This is a genomic window from Sphingobacterium sp. UBA865 (assembly GCF_002295765.1).
Taxonomy (GTDB): Bacteria; Bacteroidota; Bacteroidia; order Sphingobacteriales; family Sphingobacteriaceae; genus Sphingobacterium; species Sphingobacterium multivorum.
This window is the reverse complement of record NZ_DBGB01000020.1, coordinates 184560-201931: the sequence shown is the minus strand read 5'-3', so window position 1 is coordinate 201931 and position 17372 is coordinate 184560. Positions and strand designations below refer to the sequence as shown.

9 protein-coding genes are annotated in these 17372 nt (G+C 39.4%); all 9 read left to right on the top strand.

Annotated elements, in window-relative coordinates; all coding sequences use genetic code 11:
* The first annotated feature begins 79 nt into the window (after positions 1-79).
* Positions 80-1402: a sensor histidine kinase gene (locus B2O97_RS11680; RefSeq protein ID WP_286767421.1), complete on the top strand. Its 1323-nt coding sequence runs from the start codon at positions 80-82 to the stop codon at positions 1400-1402.
* The gene (locus B2O97_RS11675) at positions 1403-2104 is read left to right on the top strand and encodes a response regulator transcription factor (RefSeq protein WP_070561748.1); all 702 of its coding nucleotides are present in this window, start codon (positions 1403-1405) and stop codon (positions 2102-2104) included.
* Positions 2105-2262: 158 nt separating this feature from the next.
* Positions 2263-5517: a SusC/RagA family TonB-linked outer membrane protein gene (locus tag B2O97_RS11670; protein ID WP_070561746.1), complete on the top strand. Its 3255-nt coding sequence runs from the start codon at positions 2263-2265 to the stop codon at positions 5515-5517.
* A gap of 19 nt (positions 5518-5536) precedes the next feature.
* Positions 5537-7459, top strand: coding sequence for a RagB/SusD family nutrient uptake outer membrane protein (locus B2O97_RS11665; RefSeq protein ID WP_286767420.1), 1923 nt, complete (start codon positions 5537-5539; stop codon positions 7457-7459).
* Between the two features lie 165 nt (positions 7460-7624).
* Positions 7625-9916 carry a GH92 family glycosyl hydrolase gene (locus tag B2O97_RS11660; protein WP_115046905.1) on the top strand — a complete coding sequence of 764 codons (2292 nt, stop codon included), beginning with the start codon at positions 7625-7627 and terminating at the stop codon, positions 9914-9916.
* Positions 9917-9922: 6 nt separating this feature from the next.
* The gene (locus B2O97_RS11655; protein ID WP_201303454.1) at positions 9923-10855 is read left to right on the top strand and encodes an endonuclease/exonuclease/phosphatase family protein; all 933 of its coding nucleotides are present in this window, start codon (positions 9923-9925) and stop codon (positions 10853-10855) included.
* 145 nt (positions 10856-11000) lie between these two features.
* Positions 11001-11363 carry a hypothetical protein gene (locus B2O97_RS11650; protein WP_070561742.1) on the top strand — a complete coding sequence of 121 codons (363 nt, stop codon included), beginning with the start codon at positions 11001-11003 and terminating at the stop codon, positions 11361-11363.
* A 184-nt stretch (positions 11364-11547) separates the two neighbouring features.
* A complete protein-coding gene (locus B2O97_RS11645; protein WP_115046907.1) occupies positions 11548-12654 on the top strand; it encodes an efflux RND transporter periplasmic adaptor subunit in 1107 nt (368 codons plus the stop codon).
* 13 nt (positions 12655-12667) lie between these two features.
* The gene (locus tag B2O97_RS11640) at positions 12668-17218 is read left to right on the top strand and encodes an efflux RND transporter permease subunit (protein ID WP_115046909.1); all 4551 of its coding nucleotides are present in this window, start codon (positions 12668-12670) and stop codon (positions 17216-17218) included.
* Positions 17219-17372 lie beyond the last annotated feature (154 nt).

Sequence of the window (17372 nt, the reverse complement as noted above, 5' to 3'; positions counted from 1 at the left end):
CACAAAGATGAGACGATCAGGTGTGTACAAATGGATAGCTATCTGTTGCTTAGTTTTGTTTCTGATATTACAGTATCTCATGATCGCACGATCATATGAGATTAAAAGAAGCGAACTATTTCAGAAAGAAAAAAAGGCAATTAAGGTTGTTTACGATAAGTATATCTCGAACGATAAGATATTTCCGGGCGGGCAGAAACTTATCGATTCAACCTTAATGCCTCATTTAGTTCGTCTGAAAGCTTATTACCAAGACGATAGTAATGCTTTCAATGATCTGAAAGATAGTATCGCAAAGACCTTGATAATGAGGCTTCGAAATCATCCTGCGATGGATAGCCTATTCCAGGTCATCAGATCCGAAGTCAATTTGGGTGAAGGCTTTGGTTATGCCATTGTGTTGAGAGATATTTCGGTGACTTTTGATGCGAAGACCTTTATACCAATCCTGGACTTTGGCAAAGATCAACATATTCCTATTGGAGGGGAATTTCGGTTTATTGACAAAGACAATATCGTATCGTCGATTGCAATAACCGCAAATAGTAAGATGTCGAACCGTGTGGCTTTTACGTTGTATGTTGGGAATATTGATACAAATTTTTCTGTATTAAAAGCCATTTTACCATTATTATTACTATCGGGCTGCTGTATAATTGGTATTGTTTGGTTGTATTTGATGACATATAGTAGCTGGATAAAGCAAAAAAGAATGGCAGAAATGGCTTCCGACTTTATTAACAATGTCACACATGAGTTCAATACACCATTGACAACCATACGAATTGGTTTAACCAATTTGGCGGTAAAAGTTTCGAAAGATGATAAGTTAAAAATGTCAACAACTTTGGACACCTTGATGCGTCAGATAAACCGTTTGGATCGATTAGTTAACAAAGCGATTGATTTGAGTGTGTTTAATCAAGAAGAGGTGAGTCTAGAGGAACACTTTTTGGTAGAACTTATGGATCAATTAGAACAAGATCTTGCGATTTTAGTATCAGAAAGTGCGACGATTCAAATCTTAGTGGATCAAAACGTTAAAGAGGCTAGGGTGCTTGTCAACCCATTTATGTTTGTTACCGCGGTAAACAATTTGGTCGATAATGGCCTGAAGTATAATAAAGAGCGAATAAAGCATATTCATATTCGTTTGAGTATTGGCGCTAGAGATACGGTGGTGATGACTGTACAAGACAATGGAATAGGTATTTCACATAACCAATTGCCGTATATTTTCACGAAGGGATATCGGGGTAAACAAGAAGCTTCTTCAAATGGGCTGGGCCTGGGGCTTTTTTTCGTAAAGGAAGTCATGCGGATTCATCGATGGAAAATTGACGTTAAATCAGATACCCAACCTGGAACAATATTTTCTATTTCAATACCAATAATAAAATAGATGATACCAAAATATGGACATATATTGCTGATTGAAGATGATCTTGATTTAGCGACAATGCTCATAGATTATCTGTCAAATTTCGGATTTGATGTTAGTCATGCAATGTCTGCTGAAGAGGGAATATCTTATTATAAGATTAATAAATATGATATCCTTGTAGTAGATATACAACTTCCCAACTGGGATGGGTTTCAATTCGTTGAATATATTTCTCAGTTAAATAAAAACCAGTTTGTGCTTTTTCTTACAGCAAGACTGTCTAAACCAGATCGATTAAAGGGCCTCCGTCTAGGGGGCAATGATTACATAACAAAACCGTTTGATGTTGAAGAATTGTCTCTGAAACTTCAAAATTATATGGTTAAGCAGCCTGTTGTTTGTCAATTACAACTCAATATTGGTGACATTAAACTTGACCGTAATTTACTTGCAATAGAATTTAATGATAAATCTCGGCAGGTTGTATCACCACGTGAATTTGAACTTTGGACTTTCTTAGCAAGCAAACCGAATATTGTTTTGAAAAGAGAAGAGATCTTACTTGCTCTTTGGGGAGATAACGATTATTTTTTGGGACGAAGTCTTGATGTTTTTATATGCAAGATTAGAAAAATGCTGAAAAGATCGCGGTATGTTGCTATTAAAACTGTTTATAAGGTGGGATTTATTTTAGAGGTCGATTTCAATAATTGTCATTAACAATCGATTAACAACTTTCTCTTTTCTTTCTTTTTAATTTTACTAAAACGAATTAGTTTATCAGCTTAAGGTTGATTTCTTTGGAGATGTTCATTCCAAAGGAATAACTAATTGATGACCAATTTTTGTATTAGTAAACCAATCATTAATTATTATTTATGAAAAGAAAGGTAATTCCATTATTTTTTACGCTTTCGGTGTGTAGCACGTTCAATTTGTGGACCGAATTGAAAGCTGCGTCTATCCACTTCAGTTTCCAACAAGAGGGTATTATTGTAGAGGGAACAGTTTTAAACAGTTCGACAGGGAAAGTTTTGCAAGGTGTCACCATTGTGGTTAAGGCGAGTGGCAAATCAACGAAAACAGATGCATCAGGTCGATATCGAATAGAAATTCCCTATAAGGATGCGGTATTGACCTTCTCGTATATTGGTTTTCAGCCTCAACAAATTGTGGCGGGCGGAAGGTCAACGTTACAGGTTAGCCTAGTAGAAGATGTAAAAGCACTAGAGGATGTTGTGGTTGTTGGATACACAACACAGAAGAAAAGAAATGTTGTTGGCGCCGTCGCAACGATTACGACTAAGGATCTTGTACAGAGTCCTGCAGCAAATATTAATAACATGCTTGCAGGAAGATTACCAGGACTGGTTGTCAACCAATATGCTGGAGGAGAGCCAGGAGTAGATCGTTCAGAATTGTTTATTCGTGGTAAGTCAACTTATGGTAATCAATCCCCCATTGTAATTGTGGATGGAATTGAACGCGATATGAGCTATTTGGCTCCAGACGAAATTGAGACTGTTTCCATTTTGAAGGATGCAGCAGCTACGGCACCCTACGGAATTCGTGGAGCGAATGGGGTTATCGTTGTTACTACAAAACGAGGACAATCCGCCGATAAAGCAACCGTAGACTTCAAAGCGTCGTATGGCCTAAATACGCCCGCACAATTGCCTATGCTTTTGGGATCTGCAGATTACGCGACTCTCTACAATGAAGCGTTAATGAATGATGCGAAGCGGTCTGGTGGAAATATCGATAACTTGAAATTATTTAGTCAGGATGCTATAGACAATTTTCGAAGGGCAAAGGGTGATAATTCGGACGGGTTAGGTTATAACTGGGACTATTTCGATTATATTTTTAGAACTGCACCTCAGCACGAATATAATCTATCAATAAGGGGTGGTAATGATATTGCGAAATATTTTGTGATGGGCGGTTATATGGGACAAGATAATAATTATGACCATGTTGACTTATCTAAATATAATGTCTCTCCTAAATTTCAGCGCTATAATTTTAGGTCCAATATTGATGTCAACATTACTAAAAACTTGTGGGTAAAACTCAATTTAGGTGCTCGTATTACCAATCGAACTTCACCTGGAACTTCCGCAAGTAGATTGATGACTCTAGCAATGACACAGCCCCCGTATTTACCCATCATTCTCGAACCCAATAGCCAACCTTCTACACAGGGATATCTGCTGAATAATCCCTCGGGCTTGTTGTTTGGTAATCAAATTTACCGATTTAATGTTCTTGGGGAGTTGACTAGGTCAGGATATCATACAGAAAAAAACACCTATTTGGAAGGAAGTTTCGCTGCCGGCTGGAATATGGATTTTATTACCAAGGGACTTTCTGTTGACGGAATATTTTCCTATGATGCTAGAGAGCAACAATGGGTCAGACGCGAGCTGGGTACCTATAGTGAAGGATATAGGGTATATCCCAATTATGCGACTTTTCAGCCTACAGATGGTATCGATCTTTTTATGAATCCGCAATACTATGAGGGTACTTATAAAAATGGGAACAAATATAGGGTAGATCAAACTGTTGGAAATTCATTTACACAAAGTAGTCCTTTTAATAGAACTTTCATTCAAGGAAAAATAAACTATAACCGTCTATTTAAAGATAAACACAATGTTACTGGAATGTTGCTTTTCAATCGCTCGAGCCAGTCTGTCTATGATGCGGCGAATTCAAGAGCCAGTGTTGATATCCGTTATCAAGGTATGACAGGACAGTTTACCTATAATTATCTAGAAAAATATTTGGCGGAATTTAACTTTGGTTACAATGGATCCGAAAATTTTATAGAGGGAAAACGTTATGGATTTTTCCCGGCTGGAGCATTGGGTTGGGTGGTTAGCAAGGAGAAATTTATGTCGAATACCAAAGACTGGCTTAGCTTTTTAAAGCTGAGGGCCTCGATGGGGCTTGTGGGTAATGATAAAATGCCAGGTGACGCTCGATTCGGATATCTCGCATTTTTTCAGGGAGGAGATGGTTATAGTTTTGGGGAACAGAATTTTAACAATGGACTAAGTGGCCTTCGTGAAGGACGCCTGGCAAACGAAAATATAACATGGGAGAAATCTAGAAAAACCAATATCGGTCTTGATATGGGCTTTTTAAAGAATAAGATGAACTTTAGTATTGATGTTTTTGAAGATTATCGTTATGATATTATTACTGAACTGGGGGCGGATGACATTGGTTTTCCTGGCGTAGTTGGTAAAGGCTCTCCGCTGATCAATATTGGAAAGGTCCGCAACCGTGGTATTGATATTGAGATGAGTTATTCAGATATGATTGGGGATAATTTCAGATTTTCTCTAAAACCTAATTTCACCTTTTCTAGAAATAAGTTGATCTACCGACAAGAGGTGCCACGACAATATGAATACAGACAAGCAACGGGGAAACGACTTTATGAAAATTTTGTCTATGTTTTCGATCACTTCGTTAGAGATCAGGCCGAGGCGGACAAATTAAATCAGAGTAATTTTCAACCTTGGGGAACAGTAGGACCTGGCGACGTCGTATATAAGGATTTGAATGGTGATGGTAAAATTACAGATTTAGGGGATCGCACAGTGATGGGAAATCCTAGGAGCCCGGAGATTCAATTTGGTTTACCAATATCGCTGCAATACAAGGGTTTTGATTTTAGTCTTTTGTTTCAAGGAGCGTTAAATTCTTCAATTTTATTGAAAGATGCGGCTGTGTGGGATTTCCCGACTTTTGATCAAGATAAACTCGGCTCCGTTCGACCAATTCATATGGGACGTTGGACACCGGAAACGGCCGAAACTGCTACTTACCCCGCTCTACATATTGGCAATTCCGAGAATAATAAAAATAGTAACAGTAGTTTGTTTTTATATGATGCTAAATATTTAAGGCTCAAAAATATAGAGATTGGTTATAATTTACCGAAAGATCTTATTAAAAAAATTGGTTTGAACCAATTACGCGTTTATGCGCAAGGGATGAACCTATTTACCTGGTCAGGTTTAAAGGATTTAAGTATAGATCCTGAAATGGGAAATACGAGCGGTTATTGGTACCCGATTCTAAAAGTCTACAACTTTGGAATAAATCTTAATTTCTAACCTTATGAATGTATTGAAGATGAAAAAAATACTTTTTTTTATGGCAGGTGTGGTTGCTTTTATGATCGCAAGTTGCAACAAATATTTGGACAAATTACCCGACGATCAGATCCGGGAAGATGAGGTTTTTACTCGTTATGAAAAAGTAAATCAGCTCGTTACGGATGTGTATGCTAAAGCGAAGGGTGTCAATCAGCCTATCTCGTGGTTCTATCATTTTTCGAGTGCCGCGATAACCGATGAGGCTGAAGGCTCTACAGTAGAGGGAAATATTACAAATAGATATAATACAGGTGATTGGAATATCAATGAACTACCCGGAGACAATGGGCAATTCTGGAATAGTATGTTTGACGGGATCCGCAGAACAAACGTTATTTTGGAAGGAATTAAAAAATATAGTACACCAGATGATATCCTAGAACCAGGTTCACTGCCTATGCGCGTGGGTGAGGTCTACTTTTTAAGAGCTTACTTTCATTTAATGGCTGTTCGTATATATGGTGAGATACCTTACATAGATCATGTTGTTACGGCAACAGAGAACATGAATTTCGAGCGTGAGTCAGTTCATAAAGTTATTGACAAAATTGTAGCTGATGCAACAACAGCATATAATGCTGTCCCGGAAAAATGGGAGGGGCAGAATTTTGGACGTATCGATAAAGGGGCATGTCTTGGGCTGATAGCAGAAGCACGGTGGATGGCCGCTACACCACTTTGGAATGGAGCTGCCGCAAAAGGTTATAATGGGACACGTAAGTTTGAGTCCGAATACGCTACATATGATCCTCAGCGTTGGGTGAAAGCTAAAGAGGCTGCTAAGGCAGTTCTTGAAAGTAAGGTTGCAGGTGGAAAACGTTATAGTCTTTACCAGAAATACTCAAATACCGATTTTGGAGATAGTGGTGGTCAAAACACGAGTAACTCAACAGTTTATACACGCTTATGGCAGATGTTTTATGATATGGAGGCGTTCAAAAATGAGTATGTTTTGTTTTTTACGCGCTATAAGGGTGAAGGGTGGTTTGGTGATGTATATCCGCCAAGCCGCGGTGGTGGAGCTCGTCAGATGCCCGTTCAAGAACAAGTAGATGAGTATGAGTACTTGTCGCCAGATGGCTTTGGTTACCCGATTTATAGTACCAAGGCTAAACAGGACGGGTATGATGACGCAAATCCTTATACTTCAGTAAAAAGGGATCCACGTTTTTATCGCGACATTATATTTCATGGTGCAGCATTCCGCGGCGGTAACAATAATCCATCCCAGACAAATATTGCGAGTGGTGCCGATCAGATCGGAGCGAATAATGCAACGCGCACGGGATATTATCTGAGGAAATTTTTGCAGGAAGCCTGGAATAAGAATGGCAGTGTTATCATTAGTGCGCCTCCAGTTTGGCGTTTGCCAGACTTTATTTACATTTATGCTGAGGCGGTTAACGAAGTTGATGGACCAACACAAGAGATCTATGATTTAATTAATCAGGTAAGATCTAGATCCTTTATGGCACCAATGCCTATGACAACGCTTGCTGATAAAAATTTGATGCGTGGGTACATTTACCGTGAAAGAAGGGTCGAATTCTTCTATGAGAATAAGAGAGCTTTTGATAGTCGCCTATATCTAGAGCCCAGTAGCTCGGTGGAGAAAACTAAATACCAGACCTTTACTGCATCAGGTAGTACAAATAATGAACGAAGTATAAACTACTGGAAGAATAATAATACAGCTTATCCGAAACTTCAAAATATGATTAATGGTATGAGAGCTGTTGAAGATGTAAATGGTAAAATCCAAATCGGTGATAAACGTTATAAAATGGAACGTTTCTTTGTTGAAAGTAGAGTTTTTACTGCTCCAACTCATTACTTATTTCCTATTTTAAACTCAGAGATCCAAAAATCGCCCTCATTAGGGCAGAACCCTGGGTGGTAGTATTAGTGTGATATAAAAACCGCAATCATTTGATTGCGGTTTTTTTTGTAACCATCTTGTGAAAAAGACCTGGGTAATCTGCTATATTTAAATTTCTTACCTATATTTACTAATACGTTTTAGCTTTTTTGCTAATAATTTTAAGCTTAACCAAACGCTTCATTTATGTTTAATATTAAAAAACTAACAGGTAGTATTCTTTTTCTATTCGCGACGCATGCTGGAATGGCGCAACAAACCTCACCTGTTGATTTCGTTAACCCGTTGATCGGTACAGAATCGAAGTATGAATTGTCTAATGGCAATACTTATCCTGCGATCGCTCGGCCTTGGGGTATGAATTTTTGGACCCCGCAGACTGGAAATATGGGCGATGGTTGGGTATATACTTACACGGCTGATAAAATTAAAGGATTTAAGCAAACGCACCAGCCAAGCCCTTGGAACAATGATTATGGTCAGTTTTCAATCATGCCAATAACAGGCACACCGCTATTTGATCAGGAAAAGCGGGCAAGCTGGTTTTCACATAAAGCGGAAATTGCAAAACCTTATTATTATAGCGTCTACCTTGCGGATCACGATGTGACAACAGAATTGTCTCCATCACAACGGGCAGCAATCTTTCAGTTCACCTTCCCCAAAACAGACAGTGCTTATGTTATTATTGATGCATTTGATAAGGGGTCTTATATTAAAGTAATTCCGCAGGAAAATAAGATTATCGGGTATTCAACAAAAAATAGCGGTGGTGTTCCGGAGAATTTCAAGAATTACTTCGTCATTACTTTCGATAGACCATTCTCCTACAAAGCTGCTGTTAAAAGCGGAGCGATAAGTAAAGATGAATTGGAAATTCAGGACAATCACGCCGGAGCAGTTGTGGGCTTCTCTTCCTTGAAAAGAGGGGAGAAGGTCACAGCCCGTATTGCTTCTTCCTTTATAAGTTTTGAGCAGGCAGAACTTAATTTAAAAGAAGTGAAGTCCAAAACATTTCAACAGGTTGTTGACGAAGGTAAAGCACAGTGGAACGAAATCCTCGGACGTGTACAGGTTGAAGACCATAATATTGACCGGTTACGTACATTTTATTCCAGCCTCTATCGTTCAACACTTTTTCCAAGGGATTTTTCTGAAATTGATGGAACAGGCAAGCGTATGCATTATAGCCCCTACAATGGGCAGGTCCTGCCTGGCGAAATGTTTACAGATACAGGTTTTTGGGACACATTCAGAAGTTTGTTTCCGCTGTTGAATTTATTATATCCATCCATGAACGATCGCATGCAAGAAGGTTTGGTCAATGCTTATAAGGAGAGTGGTTACCTTCCGGAGTGGGCTTCGCCAGGACATCGTGCATCGATGATTGGAAACAATTCCGCTTCTATTGTCGCAGATGCCTTGATCACTGATCGGAAAGGCTATGATAAAGACCTATTATGGGAAGCGCTCAAGCATGGGGCCAATAGTGCCTATCCGAAACACTCTTCGACGGGACGCTTCGGTTATGAATATTACAATAAATTGGGCTATATACCTGCTGATGTAAAAGTAGACCAAAATGTAGCACGTTCATTGGAATATGCATACAATGACTGGTGTATTTATGAATTTGGCAAAGCATTGGGCAAACCGGAAGCTGAAACAGCTATTTATGCAACACGCGCGATGAACTATAAAAATCTGTTTGACCCAAGTACAAAACTTATGCGTGGGAAAAAAGCAGACGGATCGTTCGTCTCAGATTTTGATCCAAGTGCCTGGTCAAGAGAATATACGGAGGGAAATGCTTGGCATTGGAGTTTTTGTGTGTTCCATGACCCTCAAGGTTTAATTAATTTGATGGGTGGTAATAAATCATTTGTGTCCATGTTGGATACGGTGTTTGTTATTCCGAGTTATGAGGGTATGAAAAGTCGCGGAATGATCCACGAAATGCGTGAAATGCAGGTGATGAATATGGGACAGTATGCGCATGGAAATCAGCCTATCCAACATATGCCTTATCTGTATAATTATGCTGCAGAGCCCTGGAAAGCACAATATTGGGTACGCAAAATAATGGATAAACTTTATTTGCCTACACCAGATGGCTATTGTGGTGATGAAGATAACGGGCAGACTTCAGCCTGGTATGTCTTCTCTTCGCTGGGATTTTATCCAGTTTCTCCTGCCTCGGGCGAATATGTGATTGGTTCACCACAATTCGATAAGGTGACACTAAATTTCGAAAATGGGAAAAAAGTGAATATCCAAGCTAAACAACAGGGAGCAAATCAGGTCTACGTAGATCAACTAACTTGGAATGGAAAGCCTTATAATCATAATTATATCCGTTATAAAGATTTATTGCAGGGTGCCAAACTTGATTTCAAAATGAGCGAAGAACCGAATAAAAATAGAGGTACAAAAAAAGAAGATGCTCCATATTCCTTTAGTAACGAAAAAATAAAATAATATATTATGAAGCAATTACGTATTATATCGCTAAGTCTTATTTTTGTAATCAATTTATTTGTTTTAAATGCCTTTTCACAAAATTCAATAGGTCTTACAATAGGAAGCTACAACATCCGTTATGACAATGACGGAGATCGTAAAAATGGTAACGGTTGGGATCAGCGATTTCCAGTAATCACTTCTTTAATTGATTTTGTGGATTACGATGTTTTTGGAGCACAGGAGGTATTGGTAAATCAATTGGTAGATTTGAAAAAACGTCTTACTGATTATGATTATGTTGGTGTTGGTCGGGATGACGGTAAAGTTGCGGGAGAGTTTGCGCCTATATTTTTCAAAAAGAAGAAATTTAAGAAATTAAAAAGTGGCGTCTTCTGGCTTTCTGAGACGTCAGATCGCCCTTCAAAAGGTTGGGATGCTGCCTTACCTCGTATTTGTACTTGGGTGCAGTTGCAGGAAATTAATTCTGGGAAGAAATTTTGGTACTTTAATTTGCATATGGATCATGTTGGTGTCAAAGCCCGGGAAAAAAGTAGTCGGTTGGTTGTCAAAAAAATGAAAGAGTTTGTAAAAGGGGAACTAGCTATATTGACCGGTGATTTCAATGTCGATCAAAATAATGAAATTTATAACATCCTACAAGAATCCGATTTTATAGAAGATAGTTTTGAGCTTGCTCCGACTAAATTTACATGGAACGGTACATTTAATGCTTTCGATAATAATCTTTGGACAGACAGCCGTATAGATCATGTATTCGTAACTCCTCGGATTAAAGTAAAGCATTATGCTGTTTTAACAGAATCTTATCGTAGTGCTAAAGAAAATAGTGAAGAGGTTAAAAAGGGGGATTTCCCTAAAGAACTTTCTTTTAAACAGTACGAGACAAGATTACCATCGGATCATTTTCCATTAGTGGTGAAAATCAAATTGTAACATTTGAAATTTATCGACTTTAATCTAATAAACTAGAGATATTTAAGGACATGACAGCTAATTTTTTAGGCTGTCATGGTTTTTTTACATGAATAAAATAATCTTAGCTATTTAAAGTCATACCTTTGTGATTCGAAATTTCGATATGTTAGGCAAAATATTTCATTTTTTAACACTCTTTGCATACCTTAATCTGTTGACCTATGAGTCTTTCTCCTCGGCAACTGGACAGGTGTTGCATGCAGGTGAGACCATTGTGGAGTATTTTTTGGATGACGTATTGGATTTGGAACCCATTCATTCTTCCCAAGAAGAAAAAGTACTATTGCAAGATGATTATCGTATATTTTCGCTCAATAGTCAAGTACTACCAATTTTTATTTTTGTTTTTGGAATCGTCTTTACGGCATTATGTTTTGCAAAAGATGATGAACATCCTTTTTACCGATCTAAAACCCTATGCTTACCAGGGTATTATCGCTTCCTATCCCGTTTTAGGCCATTCTAGTTACGCTCCTCTAATTTTCTAGCGGAGGCTGCAACAATTTAGTTTTATTTCTATATATGGTATGGAAGGCTTTGGGCCGCTCTTTACGCTATAGAATTGCTGTAGCTCCCATCTAACACATTCTCCTAACGACTGATTTTAAAATACCGTAGGAGGGTTTAACATTTTACATTTTTTATCGTTTATGAAGAAATTACTTTTACTGTGCCTTTTCGTGGGTATGGTTGGGATGCTGGCTTCATGCCATTCATCCAACGCTAACGCTGATTCGAAAGAAGAACTCAAAAATATACCAGTAGTACCTTTAATGGTAATGGATACGACTGTTTATCAGGAGTATATTGCGGATGTTCAAGCCTTAAAAAACGTCGAAATTCGTTCCAAATTGAATGGCTTTTTGGATAAAATTTATGTAGACGAGGGGGCTTGGGTAAAGAAAGGCCAAATGCTGTTTAAGTATAATAATGAGGAATATCGTTCGGAATTAGCCAAGGCCAAAGCACAGTATGATAATGCCATTGCGGAGGCACAAAAGATCAAGCTGGAAATGGAACGAACTCAAAAATTGGTTGACAAGAATATTGTGAGCTCTTCCGAATATAATTTATTGAAAATTCAATTAAAAGCGGCCAATTCTAAAATCGAAGAAGCCCGAGCTTTGGTAAATCAGGCACAGACAAGATTGGACTATACTGTTATACAGGCTCCTTTTGACGGTCGTATAGACCGTATCTTATTGAGAGAAGGCTCTTTATTGACCGAGGGTAGCTTAATTACGACGATCTCCGATTTAAGTAAAGTGAACGTTTATTTTGATATTTCTGAAAGGGAGTATCTGACACTTATGCGTGATAAGTTGGACGGTAAGGAGACGCAAAAATCGGTCAAGTTAATTTTGGCTAATGGTGAACTGTATCCACACGAGGGAATTGCCCATTTGGTAGAAAGTGAATTTGAAGCCAATACTGGATCCATTGCCCTTCGGGTTCAATTTCCCAATGCCGAGCATATCCTAAAGCATGGTGCAACAGGTAAGATTGCAGTGCCAATGCAGACAGGGCAACATACCTTTGTACACCAAAAATCAGTATTTGAAATTCAGGACAAAACATACGTTTATACTGTACAGGCAGATAGTACCGTAAAAATGACACCTTTTACAGCGGGCCCACGTGTGGGGCATTATTACATTGTGGATGGAGGTTTAGATCCCAACGCCAAGATTGTCTATGAGGGAGTACAGGGACTGCGGAGTGGAATGAAGATTAATCCAAAAATGAGGAAACTGTAGGGGAGGATAAATTATGTTTGAAACATTTATAAAACGACCCATATTGTCGTTGGTTATTTCGGTGTTTATTACACTTTTAGGGTTGTTGGCCTTATTTACATTGCCCATCACGCAATTTCCGGACATTGTACCACCTTCGGTCGTCGTCAATGCCAATTATACAGGTGCCAATGCTGAGGTGAGTACAAATGCTGTCGCTATTCCTTTGGAAAAAGCAATCAACGGTGTAGCTGGGATGACTTACATGAATTCAGTGTCTACCAATAACGGCAGCACGGTTATTCAAATCTTTTTTGAAGTTGGTACAGATCCAGATATTGCGGCTGTAAACGTACAGAATAGGGTAACAACGGTATTGGATGAACTCCCTGAAGAGGTCATCAAAGCAGGGGTAACCACCGAAAAAGAGGTCAACTCCATGCTGATGTATCTGAATGTTTTTACCGATGATGAAACTGCGGATGAAAGATTCATTTACAATTTCGCAGATATCAACATTCTAAAGGAACTGAAACGGATCGAAGGCGTCGGTCTCGCTCAGATTATGGGAATGCGGGATTACGCTATGCGTGTTTGGGTTAAACCTGATCGTATGGCAGCGTATAATATTTCCACCGAAGATGTGGTGGCAGCATTGCGAAAGCAGAATATTGAGGCTGCACCGGGGCAAACAGGGATTAGCTCGGATAAGATGCGCAATATGCAACAATATGTGTTACGTTATCCTGGTAAATTCACCGAAATAGAGGAATATGCTAATATTCCTATTCGGGCGAATTCCAATGGTTCCATTATCCGTATTAAAGACGTTGCAGATGTCGAATTTGGCTCGTTGGACTATGAAATGGTTTCCAAAACCGATGGTCGGCCTTCAGCTTCCATTATGTTGAAGCAATTACCAGGGTCAAATGCACAGGAGGTTATTCAACGTGTGAAAGATCGCATGGCAGAATTGAAACAGACACAATTTCCAAGCGGAATGACCTATACAATGGGCTATGACGTATCACGTTTCTTAGATGCTTCGATTTCTTCCGTTATCAAGACCTTACTGGAAGCCTTTCTTTTGGTTTTTATTGTTGTATTTATCTTTTTACAGGATTTTAGGGCGACTATTATTCCTATTTTGGCTGTCCCGGTCTGTTTAATTGGGGCTTTATTTTTTATGCAGATGCTCGGTTTCTCGATCAACTTACTGACCTTATTTGCACTGGTACTGGCAATAGGTATTGTGGTCGATAATGGTATTGTGGTCGTCGAAGCTGTATACGCAAAGATGGAAGAAGAACATTTGCAGCCTATGGAAGCTACATTGGAAGCAATGAAAGAAGTCGGTGGCGCTGTTGTGGCTATTACACTTGTCATGTCTGCGGTATTTGTTCCGGTTGCCTTTCTATCGGGGCCAGTAGGGATTTTTTATCGTCAATTTTCATTGACGCTCGCGGCTGCCATTGTTATTTCAGGTATCAACGCGTTGACATTGACACCCGCTTTATGTGCGCTTTTCTTGAAATCGCCTCACGATCGCAAACCATCGAATAATTGGCTCGATCGTTTCTTTAAAAAATTCAACGCAGTTTATGATAAGACAGCCTTTGGTTACAAGGGGATTTTGGTAAAAACAAGTGCACGGCGCGGATTGACCTTGCTTTTACTTGGCGTTTTCTTTGTCGCCACCTGGGGAAGTAGCGCGATCTTACCTTCGGGCTTTATTCCAACCGAGGATCAGGGAATGATTTATGTCGCTGTAACCACACCTCCTGGAGCAACGGTGGACCGTACCGAACGTGTTTTGGATAAAATTGACTCTGTATCACGTCAGCTTGATATTGTGGAAACCGTTTCTACATTATCGGGATATAGTATTATTACCGAAGTGTCCGGCGCTTCCTACGGGATGGGGATGATCAATCTGAAGCCCTGGAAAGAGCGAGATCAGACAGTAGATGATGTCATTAAAGATTTACGCGAGAGAACCAAGGACTTTGCCGATGCGGAAATTGATTTCTTTCCTCCACCAACAGTTCCAGGCTTTGGTAACTCATCAGGTTTTGAACTACGTCTATTGGACCGTAGTGGTAATGAAGATCTCAATAAGACGGCCGAAGTGCTGCAGAAGTTTATGGACGATATGGAAAAAAGTGATGTTCTTCAGGATATCAACTCCAGTTTTGATGTGAACTTTCCACAGTATATGCTGAAGGTGGACTACGATATGGCTGCAAAAAAAGGAATATCGGTGGAGAATGCCATGAATACGCTGCAGACCTTAATGGGAAGTCTTTATGCGACAAATTTCATCCGTTACGGACAGATGTATAAGGTCATGGTACAGGCTGGTCCCGAATATCGCCAAAGACCAGAAGATGTATTACGTTTATATGTGAAGAATGAGACGGGTGAGATGGTACCATACAATGCCTTTATTTCGATGGAAAGAATTTATGGTCCTGAACAAATTACCCGTTACAATATGTTTAGTTCGGCCATGATTACAGGACAATCCTCAGCAGGCTTTAGTTCTGGACAAGCGATCGAAGAAGTGGAAAAAATAGCGTCATCTCTTCCTCAAGGTTATAGTATCGAATGGTCTGGTATGACTCGGGAACAGAAAATCTCTGGAAATCAGGCTTTGTATATTTTCGCACTTTGTCTTCTGTTTGTTTATCTGTTGTTATGTGCACAGTACGAAAGCTTCTTATTGCCGTTACCAGTTCTGCTCTGTCTTCCGGCGGGGATCTTTGGTGCTTTCATTTTCTTGAAGGTCTTTGGATTGGAAAACAATATCTACGCGCAGGTCGCATTGGTCATGCTGATTGGTTTGTTAGGTAAAAATGCGATTCTGATTGTGGAATATGCCAATTTGAAATATAAGCAAGGAATGGATATCGTGACAGCTTCGATCGAAGGAGCAGTTGCCCGCTTACGCCCGATATTAATGACTTCCTTTGCTTTTATTGCAGGTTTGATACCCTTGATGATGGCCAGTGGAGCGGGAGCATTGGGTAATCGAAGTATCGGTACTGCTGCTGTGGGTGGAATGCTCATTGGAACCATACTGGGGGTAATTGTCATCCCAGGCTTAGTGATCTTATTTTCAAAAAAAGAGAATAAGAAACAAGTTGTGAAACAAGCCTCTTTGGTTATTGCCGCACTTATTTTATTTGGAAGTTGTTCGGTTCCCAAAAAAGCTCTCCAACCGGAGAAAGTAAACGTACCGAATTCCTTTTCTAAACATCTTTCGCCAGATAGTTTAAATGTGGGAAGCCGGCCTTGGAAGGAAATTTTTAAAGATTCGCAGTTGGTTTCCTTAATTGATTCGGCGTTGCAGAACAATTTGGATATTCGTCAATCCATCCTACGTTTGGAATCTGCGCAAGCTTATTTTAAGCAACGGAAAGCCGCTTTAGGTCCTAGGGTCGAGGCCACAGTAGAAGGAGGAATACGGAAGTATGGCCACTATACTGAGTCAGGGATCGGTAATTACGATTCAAATTTCTCGGAGAATTTGAAAAATGATGAAAAATTACCCGAACCATTTATCCCAGATTATTTTATCGGACTTCGTTCATCTTGGGAGATTGATCTTTGGGGAAAGTTAAAGAGCCAAAAACAAGCTGCTTATTTTAGCTTCCTAGCAGAGCAGGAGGGAAAGCGTCTCTTGGAAACGGAATTAGTCTCTAATATTGCAACAGCTTATTATGAACTAATTGCTTTGGATCAAAAGATAAAAGTATATAATCGGAATATTGAATTGCATAAGAATGCACTGGAAGTTGTTGAAGTAAAAAAAGATGCTGGTTATGCGACTGAGCTTTCTGTACAACAGTTTAAAGCGCTTTTGGCCAATTCTAAAGCTGCTAAAGAACAATTGATCCAAGAGATAGCACTTTGGGAACACCATATAAACGGTTTATTAGGACGTTTTTATCAACCTATTGTACGAAGTACATATGCTGAAAATGCGGATTTATATCATGCAATGCATTTTGGTACACCGGATGATCTTGTCAACCAACGTCCCGATATCAAGGCTGCTTATTTGAAAGTGATTGCCTCTTCGAATAATCAGGAAGCATCACGTTTGGCTTTTCTGCCTTCTGTAGCAATAAGTCCATTTATCGGATTGCAGAGCTTTAGCTTTAACAAGTTATTTAATTTGGATAAATCTATTGCTTATAACTTATTTGGCGGTATTACGCTTCCGATATTTAACCAAAGGCAACTGAAAACGCAGTACGAGATTGCAAAAGCGGACTATGGGATTGCTTTTTTGGATTATGAAAAAATGGTTCTGAATGCTTATAATGAGGTTTCTAATGTGATTATGACGCAAGAGGCAATAGGCAGACGACGTGGTTTTGTCGATGAGCATGTTCAAGCATTAAAGCTCTCTATCGAGGCCGCACAGGAACTATTTATTGCTGGACGGGTGACCTCTTTGGACGTCGTTACAGCCCAGAAGGAGTCGCTGGAAGCCCAAATCGGAAAAGTAGAATTGGAGAAAGAAAACACGTTAAACCAGATTCTACTATACAAAGCCTTGGGAGGAGGTTGGCAATAGGTTGCCATACATTAAAAAGAAAACTATTTTTCATGCGATAAAGAATTAACTTGTTAATTCTTGGACCCTTAACTGGGTCGGGGGAAGAGGCCGTCGGGAGACGTCCTCTTTTTTGTTGTTATTTTTATGTAGTTTAGTCTACACGATGTTGAAC